General features: G+C 32.1%; 22 protein-coding genes. All 22 read left to right on the forward strand.

Features of this window, described 5'->3' with window-relative positions:
- The 22 genes from ACTJJF_RS10320 (at nt 1) to ACTJJF_RS10425 (ending at nt 23,077) form a co-directional block, all read left to right on the forward strand.
- Nucleotides 1-1,293: a nucleotide sugar dehydrogenase gene (locus tag ACTJJF_RS10320; RefSeq protein WP_440699595.1), complete on the forward strand. Its 1,293-nt coding sequence runs from the start codon at nt 1-3 to the stop codon at nt 1,291-1,293.
- Nucleotides 1,294-1,588: 295 nt separating this feature from the next.
- Nucleotides 1,589-2,569 carry a Gfo/Idh/MocA family protein gene (locus ACTJJF_RS10325; RefSeq protein WP_440699596.1) on the forward strand — a complete coding sequence of 327 codons (981 nt, stop codon included), beginning with the start codon at nt 1,589-1,591 and terminating at the stop codon, nt 2,567-2,569.
- Between the two features lie 4 nt (nt 2,570-2,573).
- Entirely contained in the window at nt 2,574-3,269 is a 696-nt protein-coding gene (locus ACTJJF_RS10330) for a CatB-related O-acetyltransferase (RefSeq protein ID WP_440699597.1), read from the forward strand.
- Complete coding sequence (locus ACTJJF_RS10335) at nt 3,262-4,464, forward strand: oligosaccharide flippase family protein (RefSeq protein ID WP_440699598.1); 1,203 nt, start codon at nt 3,262-3,264, stop codon at nt 4,462-4,464. The genes ACTJJF_RS10330 and ACTJJF_RS10335 overlap by 8 nt, the downstream gene beginning before the upstream one ends.
- Nucleotides 4,465-4,702: 238 nt before the next feature.
- Nucleotides 4,703-5,716, forward strand: coding sequence for a hypothetical protein (locus ACTJJF_RS10340; protein WP_440699599.1), 1,014 nt, complete (start codon nt 4,703-4,705; stop codon nt 5,714-5,716).
- A gap of 1 nt (nt 5,717) precedes the next feature.
- A complete protein-coding gene (locus ACTJJF_RS10345) occupies nt 5,718-6,887 on the forward strand; it encodes a glycosyltransferase family 4 protein (protein WP_440699600.1) in 1,170 nt (389 codons plus the stop codon).
- A gap of 5 nt (nt 6,888-6,892) precedes the next feature.
- A complete protein-coding gene (locus ACTJJF_RS10350) occupies nt 6,893-7,507 on the forward strand; it encodes a CatB-related O-acetyltransferase (RefSeq protein ID WP_440699601.1) in 615 nt (204 codons plus the stop codon).
- Nucleotides 7,500-8,984, forward strand: coding sequence for a right-handed parallel beta-helix repeat-containing protein (locus tag ACTJJF_RS10355; RefSeq protein WP_440699602.1), 1,485 nt, complete (start codon nt 7,500-7,502; stop codon nt 8,982-8,984). The genes ACTJJF_RS10350 and ACTJJF_RS10355 overlap by 8 nt, the downstream gene beginning before the upstream one ends.
- Before the next feature lie 151 nt (nt 8,985-9,135).
- Entirely contained in the window at nt 9,136-10,284 is a 1,149-nt protein-coding gene (locus tag ACTJJF_RS10360; protein ID WP_440699603.1) for an N-acetyl sugar amidotransferase, read from the forward strand.
- A gap of 4 nt (nt 10,285-10,288) precedes the next feature.
- Nucleotides 10,289-10,906: an imidazole glycerol phosphate synthase subunit HisH gene (gene hisH / locus ACTJJF_RS10365; protein ID WP_440699604.1), complete on the forward strand. Its 618-nt coding sequence runs from the start codon at nt 10,289-10,291 to the stop codon at nt 10,904-10,906.
- A complete protein-coding gene (locus ACTJJF_RS10370; protein ID WP_440699605.1) occupies nt 10,900-11,670 on the forward strand; it encodes an AglZ/HisF2 family acetamidino modification protein in 771 nt (256 codons plus the stop codon). Before hisH ends, ACTJJF_RS10370 begins: the two co-directional genes overlap by 7 nt.
- Nucleotides 11,671-11,673: 3 nt before the next feature.
- Entirely contained in the window at nt 11,674-13,479 is a 1,806-nt protein-coding gene (gene asnB, locus ACTJJF_RS10375; RefSeq protein ID WP_440699606.1) for an asparagine synthase (glutamine-hydrolyzing), read from the forward strand.
- 4 nt (nt 13,480-13,483) lie between these two features.
- Nucleotides 13,484-14,518: a polysaccharide biosynthesis protein gene (locus ACTJJF_RS10380; RefSeq protein ID WP_440699607.1), complete on the forward strand. Its 1,035-nt coding sequence runs from the start codon at nt 13,484-13,486 to the stop codon at nt 14,516-14,518.
- A gap of 13 nt (nt 14,519-14,531) precedes the next feature.
- Complete coding sequence (locus ACTJJF_RS10385) at nt 14,532-14,954, forward strand: WxcM-like domain-containing protein (RefSeq protein ID WP_440699608.1); 423 nt, start codon at nt 14,532-14,534, stop codon at nt 14,952-14,954.
- Between the two features lies 1 nt (nt 14,955).
- Entirely contained in the window at nt 14,956-16,074 is a 1,119-nt protein-coding gene (locus tag ACTJJF_RS10390; RefSeq protein ID WP_440699609.1) for a polysaccharide biosynthesis C-terminal domain-containing protein, read from the forward strand.
- A 2-nt stretch (nt 16,075-16,076) separates the two neighbouring features.
- Nucleotides 16,077-17,291, forward strand: a complete 1,215-nt coding sequence (locus ACTJJF_RS10395) for an O-antigen ligase family protein (RefSeq protein ID WP_440699610.1) — start codon at nt 16,077-16,079, stop codon at nt 17,289-17,291.
- Nucleotides 17,239-18,372: a non-hydrolyzing UDP-N-acetylglucosamine 2-epimerase gene (wecB, locus tag ACTJJF_RS10400; RefSeq protein WP_440699611.1), complete on the forward strand. Its 1,134-nt coding sequence runs from the start codon at nt 17,239-17,241 to the stop codon at nt 18,370-18,372. Before ACTJJF_RS10395 ends, wecB begins: the two co-directional genes overlap by 53 nt.
- A 6-nt stretch (nt 18,373-18,378) precedes the next feature.
- A complete protein-coding gene (locus ACTJJF_RS10405; RefSeq protein ID WP_440699612.1) occupies nt 18,379-19,161 on the forward strand; it encodes a methionyl-tRNA formyltransferase in 783 nt (260 codons plus the stop codon).
- On the forward strand, nt 19,158-20,006 hold the full coding sequence (locus ACTJJF_RS10410; protein WP_440699613.1) for a polysaccharide deacetylase family protein: 849 nt from the start codon (nt 19,158-19,160) through the stop codon (nt 20,004-20,006). The genes ACTJJF_RS10405 and ACTJJF_RS10410 overlap by 4 nt, the downstream gene beginning before the upstream one ends.
- Nucleotides 19,963-21,219, forward strand: a complete 1,257-nt coding sequence (locus ACTJJF_RS10415) for a glycosyltransferase family 4 protein (protein WP_440699614.1) — start codon at nt 19,963-19,965, stop codon at nt 21,217-21,219. Before ACTJJF_RS10410 ends, ACTJJF_RS10415 begins: the two co-directional genes overlap by 44 nt.
- Complete coding sequence (locus ACTJJF_RS10420; protein WP_440699615.1) at nt 21,216-22,115, forward strand: NAD-dependent epimerase/dehydratase family protein; 900 nt, start codon at nt 21,216-21,218, stop codon at nt 22,113-22,115. Before ACTJJF_RS10415 ends, ACTJJF_RS10420 begins: the two co-directional genes overlap by 4 nt.
- On the forward strand, nt 22,115-23,077 hold the full coding sequence (locus ACTJJF_RS10425; protein ID WP_440699616.1) for an MraY family glycosyltransferase: 963 nt from the start codon (nt 22,115-22,117) through the stop codon (nt 23,075-23,077). The genes ACTJJF_RS10420 and ACTJJF_RS10425 overlap by 1 nt, the downstream gene beginning before the upstream one ends.
- The last annotated feature ends 3 nt before the right edge of the window (nt 23,078-23,080 follow it).

The raw sequence follows: 23,080 nt of genomic DNA on the forward strand, positions 1-23,080 counted from the left end.
ATGAAAACATATAAAATTGCGGTCATAGGACAAGGATATGTTGGTCTACCCTTATCACTGGAGTTTGCAGATCATTATCCTGTTTTAGGATTTGATATTAATGCACAACGTGTGGAACAACTTAATAATGGAGAAGATATAACCTTAGAAGCAGACCTTAATAAATTAAATGAAGGGCTGAAAAAATATAATGAATCTAATGGTAAGCTTGGTTATAAAGCAACTAGCCAATTATCTGAGATTTCAAATGCTAACGTTTTTATTGTAACAGTTCCCACACCTATTGATAAATATAACGCTCCGGATCTTAATCCTCTTATTTCTGCTTCTAAAATGCTTGGAGAAATTATAAAAAAAGGAGACCTTATTATTTATGAGTCAACGGTTTTTCCTGGTTGTACTGAAGAAGAATGTGTGCCGGTTCTTGAAAAATATTCGGGGCTTAAATTTAATGAAGACTTCTTTGTAGGATATTCTCCGGAAAGAATTAACCCGGGAGATAAAGTAAACACCCTTACAAGTGTTAAAAAAGTAACTTCAGGTTCTACAGATGAGATTGCCGATGAAGTTGATAATCTTTATAAAAAAATTATTACTGCAGGTACTCATAAGGCACCTAGCATCAAAGTAGCAGAAGCTTCTAAAGCGATTGAAAATGCACAGAGAGATGTTAATATTTCTTTTGTTAATGAGTTGGCTTTAATCTTTGATAGAGTAGGTATTGATACCAATGATGTATTGGAAGCTGCCGGAACAAAATATAATTTCCTTAAATATAAACCAGGATTGGTAGGTGGTCACTGTATATCTGTAGATCCTTATTATTTAGCTCATAAAGCAGAACAGTTAGGATATCATCCAGATGTTATTTTATCTGGTAGACGTGTAAACGATTCAATTGCTAAATTTGTTGCTTCTAAAGTAGTGAAACTTCTTATTGCTAAAGGAGGAGTGATCAAAGATTCCAATGCTTTAATCTTAGGTATCACATTTAAAGAAAATTGTCCGGATGTAAGAAATACCAAGGTTGTTGATATTTACAGAGAGCTTGCAGACTATGGAGTAAATGTGGATATTTATGATCCATGGGCGAGTAAAGAAGAAGTGAAACATGAATATGGAATTGATATTTTAGATGGCCTGCAGGATGGCAAAAAATATGATTCGATAGTTATAGCTGTTTCTCATAATGAATTTCTTTCAATGAATCTGGACAATATAAAAAATGAGAACGCTGTTGTTTTTGATACAAAAGCATGTCTGGACAGAAGTTTGGTTGATGCAAGGTTATAAATATAACCAGCAGCTTTCTTTGAAATAAATGGAACTTTACCTTTTTAATGGGAGATAGGCAAAATGTTTATTAATAACATACATTGATTGGAAGAAAGGAAAATACTGCTTAGAATGAAAATATGAAATTATTTCATATTTTCATTTCTATTTATGTTTCTGATAAAAAATTTCACATAGTTATTCGGCAGACATATAACTTTAAATGTTTGGGAATGTAAACCACATTATAAATATTTAAGGAATCATAAAAATATTTACATGACTAAAACGGGCAATACTCAAAATTTAATTAATGAATAACAAGGTTAAATTTGCGATTGTAGGATATGGGTACATAGGTAGAAAGCATTCAGATATGATTTTTGAAAATCCTGATTGCGAACTGGTTGCAGTGGTAGACTGTAAAGAACCTGATTTATTTGATGGTGATGACCGTAAAATTACCTCTTTTAAATCACTTGATGATTTATGGAACTCAAATATAGAGGTAGATGTTGTTGTTATTGCATCGCCAAACGGTCTTCACTTTGAACAGGCTTCCAATGTTTTGGACAATGGCAGGCATGTTGTGATCGAGAAACCCATGGCTCTGAATAAACAGGATGCTGAAACACTTGTTTTCAAAGCGCTGAAAGAGCAGAAACATATCTTTGTTGTTATGCAGAATCGCTATTCTCCACCTTCTGTTTGGGTCAAAGAAATAATAGATTCCGGAATTCTCGGAGAAATATACATGGTGCAGGTTAATTGCTACTGGAATCGTGATGAAAGATATTATAAATCTGGTTCATGGCACGGGAAACATAACCTTGACGGAGGAACTTTATTTACTCAGTTTTCTCACTTCATAGATATGATTTACTGGCTATTTGGTGATATTACCAATATACATGCAAAATTTGCAGACTTTAATCATCAGATTTTAACAGATTTTGAAGATTCGGGTTTCATCAATTTTGATTTTGTTAATGGAGGTATGGGTACACTTAATTATTCTACTTCTGTCTGGAATGGAAACCTGGAAAGCTCTATGACTATTATTGCAGAAAAAGGATCTGTCAAAATTGGAGGACAGTATATGGACAAAGTGGAAATATGTAATATAAAAGATTATTCTTTACCTGAACTTCCCAGCCCGGATTCTGCAAACCATCATTTTGTGATTGAGAACGTAGTAGATGTTTTGAACAATAGAAATACAATTACTACCAATGCTCTGGAAGGATTAAAAATTGTAGACATAATAGAAAGGATATACGCATTAAAGAAATAATGATATGAAAAGATTTATTGCTAACCTTTTTTTTGCCTGTTTTATCAATATCTTTAAAAAAGTAAAATGCAGCTTTAATGTGAGTATGTCACATAATGTATTTTTTTATCTGATTAAGAATAATTTTAAAGAGGTCAATTTAAGGGATGCCGTTCTCGGAACCGGCATTACACTGAATGACGGAGTTACTTTTTATAATAAACCTGAGGTTTTTGGAAAGGTAGTTCTCGGAAAATATACAAGTATAAGCGGACCCTCCACAAGAATCTGTGCGGAGGTCAATCAGGTTATTATAGGTTCTTTTTGTTCAATAGCGTCGAATGTTGTGATACAGGAATTTTATCATAATTATGATCTTGCTACTACTTATAATATGCAGGCCCATTTTTTTGGTGGCAATGAAAGCGATGCAATTTCTAAAGGAAGTATCATTATTGAAGATGATGTTTGGATTGGATCCAATTCTGTAATCCTTTCTGGAGTAAAGATTGGTAGAGGGGCCATAATAGGTGCCGGGTCAGTAGTAACAAAAGATGTGGAACCATATGCCGTTGTTGCAGGAAACCCTGCAAAAAAAATACGTCAGAGATTTGGAGAAGAATCAATAAACGAATTAGAAGCTTCCAAATGGTGGGAGTGGGATAAAAGTGAAATATTAAAGAACGAGACTTTCTTTAACAAAAACTTCGGAAATGATTAATAAAGATAATTTTGTTTACTACGCAGGAACAGCATTGTCTCAGGTCATTACTTTGCTTACTACTCTTTATATCTTATACAATTTTTCACCTGAAAATTTTGGATACTTTAGTCTGGTACTCTCTGTTACCTCTATTATAGGCTCATTGTCAACTCTGAAATTTGAACTTTCTGTTGCTATATCAAAAGATTCAAAATCGGCTATTGAAAAACTTAGTCTTACTATTTTTGTGAGTGTTTTTCTTAATATCTTATTATCTGTAATATATTTTCTCTTCGAACCCAATATCAAGTTATTTATACTGATTATCATGTCTACCACTATTGCAATGAATGGTAGCATTCAGCAATACGTATTGTTTGAAGAAAATCATAAACTTAATGGTATTTTGCCGGTTCTTACCGCTGTTTTAAATCTAATCTTTTTATTATTGCTGAAAGGTGATAATGCTCTAATATTTGCTTATATATTATCTTCATGGCTTATCACTGCCCTCTATATTTTTTGGATGCTTAAAAAAGGAAGGCAGTATTTTATATTGACATTTGAATCTTTAAAGAAGGTTTTCCATGAAAATATCTCTTTTGTAAAGTATATATTTCCAAGCTCTATTGCAACGATTCTGATTATGTACTTTCATCCTATATTATTGTCCTATCTTTACAATAGTACCAGTGTCGGTTTGTTTTCTTTTGCATTAAGAATATTATTGTTACCGTCTATTATTATAGGAACCGTAACAGGTGCATTGCTAAGAAATACATTGTCAAGATTATATTTTAATAATGAATATGAATTAATAAATAAAGAAATTAAAAAAATTCTGTTATGGCTTTTCATAAGCTGCCTGATTTGCTTTCCCATTTTAGAATTTTTTGTGTTTCAGCTTAAGAATTTTGTGAATATTTCTAAGTGGAATGGAATAGAACATATCTCCGTACTTATTATTTTTTATGCGGTATCTCAGTTTTTCTTTATTCCTCTGAGTAATATTCCTTTAGTATTTGACAGAAAAAAACTTCTGTTAAAGCTTAATATCATTCAACTGTGCTTGACATTGATGATATATTTAGGAGCATATCTGCTTAAATGGCAGTTTGAAACTTTCCTTGTTATTTTATCAATAGCTATGATGATATTTTCAATTATTTCGTGCTATTGTTTTGTGAGAATTGTAAAAGTAAAAAATGTTTAGACGGTATAAAGAAATTTTCTCAGTCCTTCTTTTTAGCTTCGTATATCAATATATTCATACGGAGTATCTCTATCTGTATTTTGATTACCTGGGCTATATAAAAAAAGATGTTGATACATTTAGTTTAATCATCACTTATCTGATGATTCTTATACCGATTGCCTTAATTGAAAAGCGAAAATATCTCTTTATAGAAGTATCATTTACCATTTTTTATTATCTTTTATATATTCCTATAATGATAACCTTTATGTATCATTACGGAGACTGGTATGAGAGACTAATCAATCAGGTGCCGGTTTTTATTGGCTTTATTCTGATCTTTTTAGTGGCCAGAATTAATTTTCCAAAAGTTACATCAACGGTAAAACTTCCAACTCCGAATCTGAGAGTTCTGTACTTTCTTTCATTTTTTATTATTCTCTATATCATGTTTGAATTCAGGGATGTTTACTCTATTGTAAGTTTTGATAAAGTATATGATCAAAGAGATGTTGCCAGTGAATCTTCCCTGTTGAGTGGTTATTTGATCCTTTGGATCAGCTATTTTATTGGTCCGCTTATTTTTATTATTGGTTTGATTAATAAAAATAAAAAGCAGATTATTTATGGTTTTTTCTCTGTGGTATTTATTTATGGAGTGAGCGCAAGTAAGATTACATTATTCATACCACTGGTTATTTATCTCGTTTATTATTTATATAAAAAACATCCTAAGACTTCAATTATGAATACACTCGGGCTTTCTTTCAGTGGTCTGTGTTTATTCTTTATGGCTATTTCCCATCAGTTCTTTTTGCTTTCAGCGGTAATACTTATGAGGACTTTTGGAATTGCAGGATTACTTACTTATCAGTATAATGAGTTTTTTAAAGTTCATGAGAAAACTTATTTGTCTCATATCAATATTGTAAATGCAATTACCGGAGGATATAAATATAAGAACAGTCTTGGTATGGAGGTTTCGGAATACTTTGTTGGAGATGGTGTTACCAATGCGAATGCTAATTTTATAGCAACAGATGGTATGGCCAGTTTTGGTTTGCCCGGAGTTATTTTTATCTGTATCATATTAGGCTTATATTTTGCATTTACAAAATCGCAGATTTCAAGTTCTAACGGATTATTGCTAGGGCTTTTATTTATACCATTCTGCTTTATTATTTTAAATGTGGGATTGTTTACCTCTCTTTTGAGTGGTGGTTTTATCTTTTTAAATTTGTATTTTATATTCTTTAAATCAAGTAAATAATATGAAAATAGTCCATCTTTGTTTATCCAGTGTTTATATTGATGATTATTCTTACCAGGAGAATATGCTTCCTAAATATCATACATTACAAGGACATGATGTTACTGTTCTTGCATCTATGGTAACATTTAATTCAAAAGGGCAGCAGGATTTTCTCACTGAAGAATCATCCAAAATATGTAAGGATAACTATAAGGTAGTTAGGATTGATTATAAAAAACCGTTTTATAAATTTAATCGTTTTATACGTATTTATAAAAATCTTAATAAATATCTGTACGAAGAAAAACCTGATCTGCTTTTTCTGCACGATTATTCTTTTATGGATATTACTGTTGTTCTGAAATATCTGAAAAAACATAAAAATGTAAAAGTTTATGTAGACTGCCATACAGATTACATAAATAGTGCTAAAAGTTGGGTGTCAAGAAATATATTTCATCATATTATCTGGAGATATTTTGGTAAACTTTTATCTCCATATGTTACAAAATTTTACGGAGTTACTCCATTACGTTCTGATTTTTTACGTGATGCTTATAAAATAGATCCTAAAAAAGTAGAATTACTGGAAATGGGAATTGACGATGTAGTTTTTGCACAAAAAATGACGGAAAATATAGAAGAGAAACTACGGGCAAAATATAACCTCAACAATGATTTTGTAATTGTTACCGGCGGGAAAATTGACTATCTTAAAAATATTCATCTCGTTATGGAGGCCTTTAACCGCTTAAACACGGAAGTTCCCAATATAAAACTCATTGTTTTTGGCACTGTAAATCCGGAAATAAAAGACCTATTTGAAAAACTGATACAAGAATCCAATGGTGGAATTATTTTTGTAAATTGGCTTTCAGCAGAAGATATTTTAGACTATTTTATTTTGGCAGATCTTATAGTATTTCCGGGAACCCATTCTGTACTTTGGGAACAGGCAGTAGGAAGTGGAACTCCTGCTTTCTTTAAGCATTGGTATGGAATGACACATGTAGATGTGGGGGGCAATTGTCGATTTTTATATAAGGATTCTGCTGATGAGATTTATGATGAGTTGAAAAAGGTCCTTATCAATAATAAGGCTGAATATAATAAAATGTTAGAGAATGCCAGAAATAAAGGACTGGAAAAGTTTTCATATGATAATATAGCAAAAAGGGCAATTAGCTAAAATATATGTTAAGAAAAATAGAATATATCTGGAATAAAGTTCTGAAGAAAATCAGATTTAAAGCTGTTGTAGGCAGTAAAATTCATGCTACATCCAAAATATGTTCGGGATCTCAGTTGGTTAATGTTACCATGGGAAAACATTCTGACATTGGATATGATTGTATAATCATCAATACCCATATTGGCTCGTTTTGTTCGTTAGGAGGTAATATCGTTATCGGAGGCCTTTCGCATAGTATCGACTGGGTATCAACTTCCCCTGTTTTTAATGAAAATATAGATCATTTAAAGCAAAAGTTTTCACACCATAAGTTTGATCTTTTTGTAGAAACTCATATTGGTCATGATGTATGGATTGCAAATAATGTGCAGGTAAAGGCTGGTGTTAAAATTGGAAACGGAGCGGTTATCGGAATGGGTAGTGTAGTAGTAAAAGATGTAGGACCTTATGAAATTTGGGCAGGTAATCCTGCAAGGCTCATCAGAAAAAGATTTGATGATGAAACTACTCAGCAGCTTTTACAAACTGATTGGTACAATTGGAATGATGATAAGATTAAAAAATATGCACCTTATTTTAATGATGTGCCATTATTTATAAAAAAAATCAATGAATAAATATCCGGTTTTAATTGTATTGTTGTTATCTGGTTTTTCATTTGCGAAAACTCCGATTCAACAGCTACAGGGGAAATATCAATCTGTAGCAGATACTATAAGGGTAGAATTAAAAGGTACCGATAACGTTTCCATAGATACCAGAAATTTACAAAATGCATTGAGTACTAAAGTTTCAACAGGAGTTTTAAAAATAGTGCTGAAAGGAAATTTTCAGATTAATACAGTGGTTGCAACCATCAGAGATAATACTGTTCTATCCTTTGATAAAAACTCAAAGTTGTCTTTTGTTAATGAAACTTCAGGATTACTAATCAATAAAAATTCATGTATTATTGAAAACGGAACTTTTTCAGGAACAGGGAAAAGTGCAAAGTCTTATTATGAAGGTTATGGAATTTTGCTATATGGAACTTCACAATGTATTATTAGAAATAACCGTTTTGACAATATATCCGGAATCAATATCTTGATGTTACCTAATAATATTAAAGGGTGCCAGAACAATATTGTAAAAAACAATGTCTTTACGAATCCGAAAATAGAGACTTCAAAAAATACAGGAGATGATGCTGTAATATTACTGGGGTATTCAGGAGATGGATACTTTCATTCCAATAATGTTATTGATAACAATGTAATAGATGGAAATAATATTCCCAAAATAGGAATCGGAATTATCGGACATGGAAGAGATAATAATATTACCAATAATAAAATAAAGGGTTTTAGACATTATGGTATTATTGCATATGAATCGGTATATACTGATAAATCATTATCAGGTACCGTAATTACAAATAATATTGTTGAGAACATTGGAAACTGGCCGGGAGCTAAGACATACAAGGGGATGGGGATATATCTGATGAAATCTCAGAACTCAAAAATTATTGGAAATAAGGTCTATAATGTTTTAAAAAGTTCTGATGAAAAAGAAACATTAGGGGCAGGAGCTATTTCCGTAAGCATTTCACCGGGAACACTTGTATCGGATAATATCGTAGAAGACTCATATATGTATGGAATTGTAAGTGATTATAGTTTCAATTCAAAATTTACTAATAATACGGTAAAAAATATTCGGAAATCAGGGGCTTATTTTATCAATATGAATGATAGTGAGATTTCAGGAAATACATTTCAGAATATTGGAGAAGTTGTTATCAAAGGTTACTTTCAAAATACATCCTTGCAGTATATTAAAGATCAGATGCAAACAGACAAATATTTAAATCTGGAAACAGGAAAAAATTTCGTTATTAAAAATAATAAGTTTTATACAAAAGGAAATATATTATATTTTGCAGGAACAGAAGCTGATAATTCGAAAAAATATATGGGAAATAAAGTAAGTGGTAATATATTTGAGAATAATGAAATTATAGGAAATACTAAAAGATCTGAAGATTTAGTCTCTTTTAAGGAGGAAAAAATAGGAAGTAATCTGATCAGAAAAAATAAGAATTTAAAATAAATACGAGCACAAGTAAAAAAGCTGCATGTTGTATAGTCAACAGGAAATAATTTGAACTAGCACAGTTTTTGATACTCGCTAGTGGAAATAAAAAAATCAAATTCTATTTAGCTTTATATTATTTATATCTTTGCAAACTAAAAAATAAAAGATGGAAAACTCAGGAAAATCTGTACAAGTGTGTGTTAACTGTATTATGGACACTACAGATGAAACTATTATATTTGATGATAAAGGAGTATGCGATTATTGTGGTAACTATTACAACAATATTTTGCCAAACTGGCACCCTAACGAACAGGGAGAGCAGGAAATCCAAAAGGTAATCGATAAAATCAAAGAAGAAGGAAAAGGAAAAGATTATGATTGTATTATTGGTATTTCTGGTGGTTTAGACAGCTCATATCTTGTATATCTGGCCATTGAAAAATGGGGATTAAGACCTATGCTTTACCACGTAGATGCAGGTTGGAACTCTGATGTTTCTACCAATAACATCAAAAATCTGGTTGACGGATTAGGATTGGATCTTTATACTGATGTTATCAATTGGGAAGAAATGAAGGATCTTCAGAGAGCTTTTATAAAATCTCAGGTTCCGGATATTGATACTCCTCAGGATCTGGTATTTTTCTCATCACTTTATAACTATTGTGCTAAAAATGGTATTAAATATATCTTAACCGGAGGTAATTTCTCTACGGAATGTGTAAGAGAACCACTTCACTGGGGAGCTTACTATCAAACGGATATGAAATACGTTAATGATATCCATAGTAAGTTTGGGGAAAGAAAACTAAAAACATTCCCTAGATGCGATATATTTAAATACAAAATCCAATACAGATTAATTAATGGAGTAAGAGTTGTAAAACCTCTTGACCATGTCAGGTTTATTAAAAAAGAAGCTGAAGATCTCTTAGAAGAAAAGTTCGGATGGCAGAGGTACAAGCATAAGCACCATGAGTCAAGATTTACAAGATTCTATGAAGCCTTCTGGTTACCAAGAAAATTTGGATATGATAAAAGAAAAAATCACTTATCAAGTTTGATCCTTACAGGCCAGCTGACAAGAGAGGCTGCCTTAGAGAGAGTGTCTAGTCCAGAGCTTCCTGAAGATGAGCTGATGAAAGAATTTGAATATGTTGCTAAAAAACTGGATTTTACCGTTGATGAACTTTGGGGGTATTTCAATGGACCCAATAAGACTTTCAGAGACTATAAGAATAATTATAAATTGATACAACTGGGAACGAAAGTGATGCAGATGTTAGGTCTTGAAAAAAGAGCGTTTAAATAATAATATGGTTACAATTATTGATTATGGCGTTGGTAATATTAACGCTTTTCTGAATATATATAAACAACTTAATATTCCTGCAACTACTGCAAAGACAGTTGAAAATCTGGATCAGGCAACCAAACTTATTCTTCCGGGAGTAGGGCATTTTGATTATGCAATGCAGAGATTTAATGATTCTGGTATGGCTGCTAAAGTAAATGATTTGGTAGTTAATCAGAAACTTCCCGTAGTAGGAGTTTGTGTAGGGATGCAGATGATGGCCAAAGGAAGTGATGAGGGAAGTCTTCCCGGATTGGGATGGATAGATGCTTATGTGCATAAATTCGATGCTTCTCAGGTTTCTGCCAAACTGCCTTTACCTCATATGGGATGGAATGATATTAAGATTGTAAAAGATACTCCACTCCTGAGAGATCTGGAATCTGATCCAAGATATTATTTTTTACACAGTTATTATTTTAAATGTAATAATGAAAACGATTCCATAGCGGAAACCAATTATGGAATCAATTTTACAAGTGCTGTTAATCATAACAATATTTTCGGAGCTCAATTCCACCCGGAGAAAAGTCATCATTTTGGAATTCAACTATTAAAGAACTTTGCAGAAAAATGTTAAGACCAAGAATTATACCTTGCCTTTTGGTTCATGATAAAGGATTGGTAAAAACCGAGCATTTTAAAAATCCAAGATATTTGGGAGATCCAATGAATGCGGTAAGAATTTTTAATGAGAAGGAAGTTGATGAACTGATTATTTTAGATATTGATGCCACTGCAGAAGGAAGAGGTCCTGATTTCAAAATGATTGAGCACTGGGCCGAAGAATGCAGAATGCCTTTATGTTATGGCGGTGGGGTAACCACTGTTGAGCAGGCACAACGAATTTTTGCTTTAGGTGTAGAGAAAATAGCTTTTAGTGCAGGAGCGGTCAATAACCCCGAAATTATAAGAGAGATCTCGGAAAAAGTAGGAAGCCAGAGTGTTGTGGTCGTTTTGGATGTTAAGAAAAAACTATTTGGTGGTTATGAAGTATACACCCATAACGGAAAAAAATCAACAGGCAAATCTCCATATGAATTGATTAAAAAATTTGAACAGCTTGGTGCAGGTGAAATAGTTATCAATTCTATTGATAAAGATGGCGAGATGAAAGGATATGATATGAAGCTTATTGAGGCCGCAAGAAAAGAAACAACCCTGCCCCTTACAGCTATTGGAGGTGCTGGTAAAATGGAAGATATAGGCGAACTCATTAATAAGTTTGGAATTATCGGCGCAGCAGCTGGAAGCTTATTTGTTTTCAAAGGAAAATTAAAAGCTGTTTTAATTAACTATCCTAATTTTGCAGATAAAGAAAATCTTATCAAAAAGTATTTTTAATTAATGTGTGGTATTGCTGGTATAATATATAAGGAAGGAACTTCTGTAACGAAGGAAATCTTAAAGAAGATGACCAATAAAATGTTGCACAGAGGACCGGATGCTGAAGGATTCTATATGAATGGAAATTTCGGGTTTGGTCATAGAAGACTTGCTATTATTGATACAAGCAATTCTGGAAATCAACCATTTTTATTTAAAAATAAAGTACTCACATTCAATGGCGCTATCTATAATTATATTGAGCTGAAAACAGAGCTGGAAAAACAAGGGTATATTTTTCATACGAATTGTGATACAGAAATTTTAATAGCTTCGTATGATTACTGGGGAGAAAAATGTGTCGAAAAATTTAATGGCATGTGGGCTTTTGCTATTTTCGATGCTGCAAAAAATAAAATATTCTGTTCACGTGATAGATTTGGAGTAAAGCCCTTTTATTATTTTACGGATGATAAAAAATTTATTTTTGCCTCTGAAATAAAAGCTATTCTGGAAATAGAAAAAATAACTGAAGTTAATCTACAAACTTTACTTCAGTTTATTGCTGTTAATCTTACAGAGCAGAGTAATGAGACTTTTTTTAAAGGTATTTATAAACTGCAAGGTTCTCATAATCTGGTATATTGCTTAAATACAAATACTTTTGAAATATATAAATATTATGATATTCCTTTCCATAAAGACATTTCTAAATTAAATTTAGAAGAATCTGCCAAACTTTTTCAACAAGAAATTGAAAGAGCTATAAAACTGAGATTAAGATCCGATGTAAATATAGGAGCTGCATTAAGTGGAGGATTAGATAGTTCTTTTTTAGTGACAGTAAGCTCAAAAATTCTTTCAGAGAGAAATGAAAAACTTAATGTCATATCAGTGGGTTCAAGAAATCCTGATAATGATGAAAGTGAGTATTCTAAACTGGTCTCGGAATATTTGCATTTAACTCAAGATTTAATATATCCCGATAAGAAAGATTTTAAAGATTCCATAATAAAAGTAATTACTAGCCAGGAGGAACCGTTTGGAGGACTTGCAATTTATATGCAGAACTTTCTTATGAGCGAAACGAACAAGCTGGGAATTAAAGTATTGTTAGATGGGCAGGGTGCCGATGAAATTTTGTTAGGTTATAGTCGTTATACTGCTGCTTATTTAAGAAATCATTCATTTTTTAAGAATAGTAAATTTCTATTGAATCTGAGAAGCCATTATGATATTTCAATATTAAAAGGCGGGCTTTACTATCTTTATTTTAGTGTTTATTGGATCAGAAAAATGGGGATACTGTTTAGAGCTAGAGGCCTGAAAGCAAAATATAAGCATTCTATTGATTTTACATTGATGAAAAACCTTACCAAATCATATTCCAATATATTTCAAATGCAGAGGATTGAAATTTTTTGGGCACAAATTCCAGAATTATTAAGATTCGAAGATAAAAACTCAATGGCTTTTTCAATAGAAACAAGATTACCATTTTTGGACTATAAATTTGTAGAAACTTGCTTATCTATTAATAACCATTTTAAGATTTACAAAGGATGGTCTAAATATATTCTTCGAAAAAATTTATCAGAGAAATTGCCTGATAAAATTACTTGGAGAAAAAGAAAGATAGGATTTGATGCTCCCACTGATGAATGGTGGCCATACTCAGAAACGATTTTAGAAAAAATTAATACATCGAAAATTATACAGGAGCTTTATTCAAAAAAAATTAAAAGCTTAAGGAATAGGGAAATGCAATGGAAGTTATATAATATTGCTATTTGGGAAGAAGCATTTAATATGAAAATAACGAATTAAAAATATGAAAATTAAAGATAAAATCCTCCTTATTACAGGTGGCACAGGTTCATTTGGGACTGCTGTTTTAAGGAAATTCATACATACAGACCATTTTAAAGAAATCAGGATTTTCTCACGGGATGAGAAAAAACAGGATGATATGAGAAATCAGTTTAAAAATGATAAACTGAAATTTTATATCGGAGATGTAAGAGACCTTAATAGTATAGAACCTGCCATGAGAGGTGTAGATTATGTTTTTCATGCTGCAGCACTGAAACAGGTTCCTTCTTGTGAATTTTTCCCTATGCAGGCCGTAAAAACAAATGTAGAGGGGACACAAAATGTTATTGATGCTGCATCAAAAAATAATGTTAAAAAAGTAATCTGTTTAAGTACAGATAAAGCTGCTTATCCTATTAATGCAATGGGAATATCCAAGGCAATGATGGAAAAAGTAGCTGTAGCCGCATCCAGAAATCTTGAAGAAACAGTAGTTTGTCTTACAAGATATGGTAATGTAATGGCATCCAGAGGTTCTGTAATTCCATTATTTATTAAACAAATTAAAAATGGAGACCCCATTACGATTACAGACCCTAATATGACCAGATTTTTGATGTCATTGGAAGAGGCAGTTGACCTTGTGTTATTTGCTTTTGAACACGGAAATCCTGGTGATCTATTTGTAAATAAAGCTCCGGCAGGAACTATAGGTGATCTTGCTCAGGCATTAAAAGATATGTTCAAGGCAGAGAATCCAATAAAAATAATGGGAACAAGACACGGTGAAAAGCTTTATGAAACTTTGTGTACCCGTGAAGAAATGCTGAAAGCAGAAGATATGGGTGATTTCTACAGAATTCCTGCAGACAACAGAGACTTGAATTATGCACAGTATTTTTCCGAAGGAGAAGAAGATATATCTAAAATTGAAGACTACCATTCTCATAATACAGAGCAACAGGATGTAGAAGGAATGAAAAAGCTGTTGTTGAAACTTCCTCTTATACGAAAAGAAGTATTGGGAGAAGATGTAATGCAATATCCTGATTAAAAAATATGATTTAATGAATACACCTGAGATTTTTGAAGGCGGAAAACATTCAGATATGAGAGGGAGTCTCTTTTTTAATAATAATTTTGAGGCTTCTGAGATTAAAAGGATATATTGCATAGAAAATGCAGATGTAAATTTTATAAGAGGCTGGACTGGACATAAGATTGAACAGCGCTGGTTTTCTGCATTGCAGGGAAGCTTTACAATAAGATTAGTTAAAATTGATAACTGGGAGAGTCCTGCTAAAGAATTGGAAATTTTAGAATATCAGCTTAGTGCTGCAAAATTGGATGTACTCCATGTTCCCAGTGGATATGCAAGTGCTATTCAAGCTGACGAAAAAGGGGCAAAGTTATTAGTAATGGCAAATTATTCTTTAGGAGAAATAGACGATGATTATCGTTTTCCTATAGATTATTTTGAAAATTTATAAGATGAAAAGAATAGGAATTACAGGACAAAATGGATTTGTAGGATCTCATTTATACAATACTTTAGGTCTGCAGCCTGAAAAATTCGAAAGAATTGATTTTGAAAAAGAATTTTTCAATGATTCAGGACAATTAGACCATTTTGTAAAACAGTGTGATGTTATTGTGCATTTGGCGGCAATGAATCGTCATTCTGATCCGGAAGTTATTTTTAATAATAATATCAGTCTGGTTAAAGAGCTTATAGCCTCTTTGGAAAGAACTGAATCAAAAGCTCATATTCTGTTTTCATCATCTTCTCAGGAAGAAAAGGATAATCTCTACGGAAAATCTAAAAAAGAAGGAAGAGAACTTTTTTCTGAATGGGCCAAAAAATCCGGAGGAACCTTTACCGGGATGATTATTCCAAATGTTTTCGGACCTTTTGGAAAGCCTAATTATAATTCTTTTATAGCAACGTTTTGCTATAAACTTACTCATGGAGAAACTCCAAGTATTGATAATGATGGAGAAGTAAAACTTATTTATGTTGGAGAGCTTGTTCAGGAAATTATAAATAATATCCAAAGCGGAGAAACCAGAGAATTATATGAAGCTTCCCATACTTCAGTCAATAAAGTTTCAGAAGTACTGGAAAAACTGGAAAACTTTAAGCAACTTTATTTTGATAACGGGGAAATTCCTGAATTAAAAACCAAATTTGATCTAAATCTGTTTAATACTTTCAGGTGTTACTTTGATATTAAAAATCATTACCCTGTAAAATTTACACAACATACAGATCCGAGAGGTGCTTTTGTAGAAGTAATCCGTTTAGGAATTGGCGGGCAATGCTCTTTTTCTACTACTGTTCCCGGAATTACCAGAGGAAATCATTTTCATACCAGAAAAATAGAAAGGTTTGCTGTAATAAAAGGAAAAGCCCTTATACAGCTAAGAAAAATTGATACAGATGAAGTATTGGATTTTTATCTGGATGGGAGTGAGCCGGCTTACGTAGATATGCCTATCTGGTATACGCATAATATTAAGAATATAGGAGACGAAGAATTATATACCATTTTTTGGATCAATGAACCTTTTAACCCGGAGGATGCTGACACCTACTTTTTAAATGTTTAGATATGGAGAGAACAAGGAAATATAATATTGAATTTCTTTTTATTTTTTTCCTGACTTTTGGGTATATTTTCTTCTATTCATTTTCCCGCCAGTTAGATCTCCCCAATGAATATTTTTCTGTTCCTTTTCGTGTTATTCTATTCCTGGTAAGTTGTTATATTATATTTATTAACTTTGAAAATATAAAGAGAAGGAAGTTAACGGTTATTTTTACCGCTCTTTTTTGGCTGTTTTATTTAGTGAAAACTATTTATAGTTTTAAACACGATAGCTATCAGCAGGAAGTTTTAAATAATGAAGAAAAAATTTATTTAAGAATTATATGCCTGAATTTAATTCCTTATATAGCCGTTTTAAGTATTAACTTTTCAAAAGAAATTACGGTAAAGCTAAGTGCTTTGATCTTTAATTTTTTATTGATTATATTAGGAATAAGTTGTTTATATACAATATTTGTGTACAGAGGCTTTGAAAAATCAAGTGGAATATTTGCTGGGTATTATATCAGTACTGGACATTATGGTCTATCTTTATTGATTATTTCAATTTTCTATTATTTTAAATCATCTCAAAAATTTAAATCTATTTCAGGAATATTAATAGGCTGCTTTACTTTTTTTTGTTCTTCTGCAAGAAGTCCTTGGCTTGCAATATTAATCATTTTATTGCTTGCATTATTGTATATAAATAAGTTAAAATACTGGGTTGCATTAGCCTCTTCAGTTCTACTTTTTATAATAAGTATCTACATTTTGAAACAAACATCATTAGCAAACTTTGAATTTGTTACCAGAATGTATGCTGCTATTTTTGAAGGGAATGCATATGGTAGATCCTATTATTTAGCAAAAGGGTGGGAGATTTTTAAAAACAATATTCCTCTGGGAGGTCGTGTTTTATTTGAAGACGGGCTTTATCCTCATAATATTTTTATTGAAATATTGATGAGCATGGGAATAGCAGGGATGATTTTATTTTTTTTGTATTTTAAGGATATATGGAAATTCAAAATAAGTTATATTGAAAAAAATATATATTATTTACCATTTGTTTTATTTTTTATACAATACTTTGTTTTAGTTCTTACCTCATATACTATTTTTGCCAATATGGAGTTTTGGACTTTTGGAGCAGTATTTATATCGATAATTTTATTTTGTTATAATGAAAAAATTAAAAGTAATGACAGTCGTGGGTACACGGCCGGAAATCATTAGATTATCAAGAGTATTATCAGCTTTGGATGCTTCTGAAGCTGTAGAACATATCATTGTCCATACAGGACAGAATTATGACTATGAACTTAACCAGATTTTCTTTGAAGATCTTGGATTGAGAAAACCCGATTACTTTCTGGAAGCAGCAGGAAAAACAGCTACAGAAACAGTAGGTAATATCCTTATCAAGATTGATCCGCTTTTAGAAGAATTACAGCCGGATGCCTTTCTTGTTTTAGGAGATACGAATTCCTGTCTTTGTGCGATCCCTGCTAAAAAGAGACAGATTCCGATTTTCCATATGGAAGCAGGAAACAGATGTTTTGATCAGAGAGTGCCGGAGGAAACCAACCGTAAAATTGTTGATCATACTGCAGATGTTAATCTAACCTATTCTGATATTGCTCGTGAATACCTGTTGAAAGAAGGTTTGCCGGCAGACAGAATCATCAAAACAGGGTCTCCGATGTTTGAGGTTTTAAATCATTATTTACCTCAGATAGAAAGCTCAGATGTTCTTAAAAGACTTAATTTAGAAGAAGGAAAATACTTTGTGGTTTCCTCTCATAGAGAAGAAAATATTAATTCTGAAAAGAACTTCACAGGGTTAATGGAAAGTTTGAATGCAATTGCAGAAAAGTTTGGATATCCGATTATTGTTTCTACCCATCCAAGAACAAGAAATATGATTGATAAAAAACAGATTACAGTAAGACCGGAAATCCAGTTTTTAAAACCATTGGGCTTTCATGACTATAATGCACTTCAAATGAGAAGTTATGCTGTTTTATCAGATTCAGGGACAATTTCTGAAGAATCTTCTATCCTGAACTTCAGAGCACTTAATATCAGAGAAGCCCACGAAAGACCGGAAGCAATGGAAGAAGCTTCCGTAATGATGGTAGGACTTTCTCCTGAAAGAATTCTGCAGGGACTGGTTCAGCTTCAGCAACAGAAAGTAGGAAAAGAAAGAAATTACAGACCCGTATCAGACTATTCAATGCCGAATGTCTCTGAGAAAATGGTAAGAATTATTTTAAGTTATACAGATTATATCAATAGAGTAGTCTGGAGAAAATAAAAAAAGATGAAAATAATTATTTTAACACAGGAAGATTCTTTTTCCGTTCCCAGGAATATTGAGAAACTTATTAAGCTAGGATTCGTTGAAATTGTCGAAGTGATAGATATCCGCACTAAATCCAGTCTGGTAAATAAGAAAGATCTTTTTATCAAAGGATTTGGCTGGGGACAGACAATAAAGATGGGAATGACGGTGATAGGACATAAAATTATCAATACGGCAGACTCTATTTTTGGATATAAGTTGAAAGTTCAGCCAAGAAGTCTGAAAGGAGTAGCCAGAAAATATAATATTCCATTTAATATCATCTCTAATCCTAATGATGAAGCATTTTTATCAAGAATAAAAGCTTTGTCTCCTGATATCATTGTCTCTTATTCTGCACCTGTAGTATTTAAAGACAAATTATTAACGCTTCCTCAAAAAGGATGTATTAATCTTCATTGCTCTTACCTTCCTCATTATGCAGGGGTAATGCCTAGTTTCTGGACGCTTTATAAAAATGAGAAATCGACTGGGGTTACCGTTCACTATATGGATACCAAAATTGATAATGGTAAAATATTAGGACAGGAAAAAGTAATGATAAGCCCTGACGAAACAATGAAAACGCTTATTGAGAAAACAAAAGAAGTAGGCGGAAATGTAATGTGTAAGGTTATTGAGAATATTAATAATGGTACCATAGAGGTAAAAGATAATCCTGTTCATGAAGGAAGTTATTTTACCTGGCCTACAGTTGATGATTTTAAAGATTTTAAAAAGAAAGGAGGTAGACTAATATGAAAAAATATGCAGTTCTGGGAATGGACGTAGAAGACTGGTTCCATCTTGATTATTTTAATAAAGAAGAATGTAACACAAGCCAGTCTACAATGGATGGGCTTATGGTTTATTTAGACCTTCTAAAACAATATGAGATTAAAACAACATTCTTTGTTGTAGGAGAACTTGTCTCTAAATATAAAAATGAACTGAATCTCATTATTGAACATGGGCATGAAATTGCCCTTCACTCATATTCCCATGTCAGACCATTAAATCTTTCCATATCAGAGTTTAGAGAAGATACTCAAAAAGGACTGAATATTATGAAAGAGGTACTTAATGTAGAGCCGGATGGATATAGAGCACCTTGCTTTAGTTTGGATAGAGAAAGACTGGATATTCTGAAAAATGAATTTAATCTTACTTATGATTCCAGTAAGATCAAGTTTGATTCGCATGATCTCTATGGAAGAATAGAACTCAATGACTTTGATTCTTTAGCTAAAGATATTTACAAAAAAGACCGGTTTTTAGAATTTGAAGCCAGTACTGTAGAAATATTTGGAAAAAACTTGCCGGTTTCGGGTGGAGGTTATCTTAGAATTTTTCCGTGGTTTCTAACTAAAGCACTACTCAAAAAGTATATAAAAACAAACGGTAATTACTTCTTTTATATCCATCCGTTTGAGTTTTCAAAAAATTATAATATAACAGTTCCAGAAAATACCGACTTTAAAACTAAACTACGCTTTAATACAGGACGTAAATCAGTGGAAAAGAAAATGCATAAACTCATTAGTATGTTGAAACAGAATGGCTATGAGTTTGTTACATTTAGGGATCTTTATACCGGAAAGATATAATGATATTAAAATGACGCAGAAAAAAGAAAAGCTTTGGGTATATTCTGAACTGTTCTATCCGGAAGAAACTTCTACATCATATATTATGACCAAGATATCTAACAAATTGGTTGAAAAGTATGATGTAGAGGTTGTTTGTGGATATCCATCTTACGATAAAAGCATAGATAAGGATTATCTTACGCTGGATCCGGGAGTAAGAATTAAACGGATAAAAAGTTATAAAGGAGATAAAGATAAAACCAGTTCAAGAATATTAAAACTTCTATCCCTTTCATTCGGTTTCTTCTATCATTTATTATTTAAAGTAAAATCGGGAGACCGGATTTTTACTGTCACAAATCCTGCTACTTTTCTTGTCTTTGCTTCCATTACAAAAATTTTTAAAAAAATTGGAATCACAATTCTTGTACATGATGTTTTTCCAGAAAATACACTTGCTGCAGGGTTGATAAATAATGAAAAGAGCTTTAAATATAAACTGGTGAGGAATATTTTTAATAAAGCTTACTCTACATTTGATCATATTATTGTGCTGGGCAGGGATATGGAGACAGTTTTTACTGAGAAGCTTCAACCCTTTAGCAAAAAACCAAAGATAAGTATTATTGAAAACTGGGCAGACATTACGAATATTTTTCCTGAAAAAAAAGAAATCTACTCAACATCTGATAAAATTCATTTCCAGTTTGCAGGAAACCTGGGTTCAATCCAGGGTCTTGATACTCTTATTGAAACGATAGGCAAAGTCAACAATGAAAATGTTACCTTTGAATTTGTTGGGAATGGTAAAATGAAACCCTATTTAGAAAACTATGTATCAACACATCAATTGAAAAATGTTGTTTTTAACCCTCCATACCCGAGAAGCGAACAAAATAATATTTTGAATTCCTGTGATATTGCCATCGTTACATTATCAAATAGGATGTTGGGATTAGGAGTTCCATCCAAGACCTACAATATATTTGCAGCAGGAAAGCCGGTTTTATATATTGGAGATAAAAACTCTGAAGTTGGGTTGTTGATTAAAGAATATAATATAGGATATCAATTTGATCCCGGTGATCAGGATGGGCTACTTCATTTTTTCAATAATTTGGATGGCCATAAACTTGCTTCCATTTTTGAGAAAGGAGCCAATGCCCGAAAACTTGCGGAGGACCAATTTTCCGAAGAAATTATTCTTAATAAATTTATAAATACAATATGAAAATATACATCACCGGAGCCACTGGGTATCTGGGGAAATACATAAAAGAAAGTCTTGGTGAAAATCATGAGATATTTACCCCGGATCTGAGAAATGCATCAGCAGCAGATTTTGCTCAAGCGGATGTTATTATAAACTGTATAGGAAAAACAGGGGATGGTGAAAAAAATGTTTCATATGATAGTTATCTCGCATCGAATTATAACTCAGTAGTTAAGCTCTATGATTTTTTTGAAAAGTCAGAAGCAAGCTTATTGATCCATTTCAGTAGTATAGCTGCGGTAGAAGAATTGATGAGTGATAATGATCTTAATGAAGATGCACCATGCAATCCTATATCAGCTTATGGTATTACCAAAAGGAAGGCGGAAGAATTTTTAATAGAAAAAATGTCTTCAGCCAATAAGAAAATTATCATCCTGAGACCTACAAGAATTCATGGTCCTCAGGATAAAGGTACCATTTTCCAGTTATTTAATTTTTTAAAGAAAGGAATTCCTTATCCATTTGCTTCATTCAATAATATAAGAAGTTTCTTAGCTATTGATAATCTTATTTTCTTAATCAATGGGATTATTGCTAAAAAAGAAGTTATTAAATCAGGAATTTACAATGTTAATGATGATCAGGGGCTCTCTACATTAGAGATTATTGATAGCTTTGGAGAATATGGAGGCATAAAAATAAGGAAAATGTTCATACCTAAATTCCTGTTTACAGGGATGGCAAAGATAGGAGACGCTATTAAACTACCTTTTAATTCAAGCACGTTAGGGAAAATTACTCAAAGCAGAATAGTATCCAATGATAAAATAAAAACTGCTTTAGAAGTTAATCAACTGCCATTCACAGCTAAAGATGGATTAATAAAAACAGTAAAAAGTTTTAATAATTGATGGAGTATATTTTTGTTTCACTAATTCTATTGGTTTCAATGTTGGTATATTTCAAAATTGCCGATAAATACAATATTATTGATAAACCTAATCATAGAAGTGCCCATACACAGATTACATTAAGAGGAGGAGGTATTATATTTCCGGTTGCTTTTATCCTTTTTTGCCTTTTTAATTTCAATGAAGCAATACATAATTATTGGTCCTTCGGAACAGGACTTTTAGCGATTTGTACCATAAGTTTCATTGATGACGTTAAAACTTTGTCTAATAGGATAAGGCTTTCCGTGCATCTCTTTTCTGTAATTCTGTTATTATATTTTACCGGAGCGTTTGATCTGATGCCGTTTTGGATATGGCCCATTCTTTTTATCATGATTATAGGTACATTGAATGCCTATAATTTTATGGATGGGATTAATGGAATGACAGGATTATATAGCTTGATCACGTTATTCTCGTTAGCATATATTAATAAGGAAATTATTTCGTTTACAGATGAAAATTTTATATACTATCCTGTTCTGGCATGTATTGTATTTCTGTTCTTTAATTTCAGAAAAAAAGCAAAATGCTTTGCCGGAGATGTAGGTAGTATGGGAATAGGTTTTTGGGTAATAGGCCTGATTACCTTATTGATCATGAGAACTCAGGAGTACAAATACATTCTTCTCTTATCTATTTACGGGATGGAAGTTGTTTTGACGATTACAGAAAGACTATTGCTTAAAGAAAACATTTTCGAAGCCCACAGAAGGCATCTGTATCAGCTATTTGCCAACGAGAAAAAAGTTTCACATTTGCTGATTAGTTTTGTGTATGCTTTTTTTCAGTTGATAGTCAATGCATTTCTGATCAGTTCTACTTTACCGGTCTGGGCAGTTGTCCTTATTATATTTTTGCCTGTAGGAGGAATATATTTAGGATTGAAATGGAGTATTAAAAAACAGTATAATCTTTAAAAA

The sequence above is a fragment of the Chryseobacterium sp. 22458 genome, from assembly GCF_052044975.1.
GTDB lineage: Bacteria > Bacteroidota > Bacteroidia > Flavobacteriales > Weeksellaceae > Chryseobacterium.

Bases quoted from the DNA above. Each gene is read 5' to 3' on its own strand.
- ACTJJF_RS10320 (WP_440699595.1), top strand. From the start codon at position 1: ATGAAAACATATAAAATTGCGGTCATAGGACAAGGATATGTTGGTCTA.
- ACTJJF_RS10325 (WP_440699596.1), top strand. From the start codon at position 1,589: ATGAATAACAAGGTTAAATTTGCGATTGTAGGATATGGGTACATAGGT.
- ACTJJF_RS10330 (WP_440699597.1), top strand. From the start codon at position 2,574: ATGAAAAGATTTATTGCTAACCTTTTTTTTGCCTGTTTTATCAATATC.
- ACTJJF_RS10335 (WP_440699598.1), top strand. From the start codon at position 3,262: ATGATTAATAAAGATAATTTTGTTTACTACGCAGGAACAGCATTGTCT.
- ACTJJF_RS10340 (WP_440699599.1), top strand. From the start codon at position 4,703: ATGATAACCTTTATGTATCATTACGGAGACTGGTATGAGAGACTAATC.
- ACTJJF_RS10345 (WP_440699600.1), top strand. From the start codon at position 5,718: ATGAAAATAGTCCATCTTTGTTTATCCAGTGTTTATATTGATGATTAT.
- ACTJJF_RS10350 (WP_440699601.1), top strand. From the start codon at position 6,893: ATGTTAAGAAAAATAGAATATATCTGGAATAAAGTTCTGAAGAAAATC.
- ACTJJF_RS10355 (WP_440699602.1), top strand. From the start codon at position 7,500: ATGAATAAATATCCGGTTTTAATTGTATTGTTGTTATCTGGTTTTTCA.
- ACTJJF_RS10360 (WP_440699603.1), top strand. From the start codon at position 9,136: ATGGAAAACTCAGGAAAATCTGTACAAGTGTGTGTTAACTGTATTATG.
- hisH (WP_440699604.1), top strand. From the start codon at position 10,289: ATGGTTACAATTATTGATTATGGCGTTGGTAATATTAACGCTTTTCTG.
- ACTJJF_RS10370 (WP_440699605.1), top strand. From the start codon at position 10,900: ATGTTAAGACCAAGAATTATACCTTGCCTTTTGGTTCATGATAAAGGA.
- asnB (WP_440699606.1), top strand. From the start codon at position 11,674: ATGTGTGGTATTGCTGGTATAATATATAAGGAAGGAACTTCTGTAACG.
- ACTJJF_RS10380 (WP_440699607.1), top strand. From the start codon at position 13,484: ATGAAAATTAAAGATAAAATCCTCCTTATTACAGGTGGCACAGGTTCA.
- ACTJJF_RS10385 (WP_440699608.1), top strand. From the start codon at position 14,532: ATGAATACACCTGAGATTTTTGAAGGCGGAAAACATTCAGATATGAGA.
- ACTJJF_RS10390 (WP_440699609.1), top strand. From the start codon at position 14,956: ATGAAAAGAATAGGAATTACAGGACAAAATGGATTTGTAGGATCTCAT.
- ACTJJF_RS10395 (WP_440699610.1), top strand. From the start codon at position 16,077: ATGGAGAGAACAAGGAAATATAATATTGAATTTCTTTTTATTTTTTTC.
- wecB (WP_440699611.1), top strand. From the start codon at position 17,239: ATGAAAAAATTAAAAGTAATGACAGTCGTGGGTACACGGCCGGAAATC.
- ACTJJF_RS10405 (WP_440699612.1), top strand. From the start codon at position 18,379: ATGAAAATAATTATTTTAACACAGGAAGATTCTTTTTCCGTTCCCAGG.
- ACTJJF_RS10410 (WP_440699613.1), top strand. From the start codon at position 19,158: ATGAAAAAATATGCAGTTCTGGGAATGGACGTAGAAGACTGGTTCCAT.
- ACTJJF_RS10415 (WP_440699614.1), top strand. From the start codon at position 19,963: ATGAGTTTGTTACATTTAGGGATCTTTATACCGGAAAGATATAATGAT.
- ACTJJF_RS10420 (WP_440699615.1), top strand. From the start codon at position 21,216: ATGAAAATATACATCACCGGAGCCACTGGGTATCTGGGGAAATACATA.
- ACTJJF_RS10425 (WP_440699616.1), top strand. From the start codon at position 22,115: ATGGAGTATATTTTTGTTTCACTAATTCTATTGGTTTCAATGTTGGTA.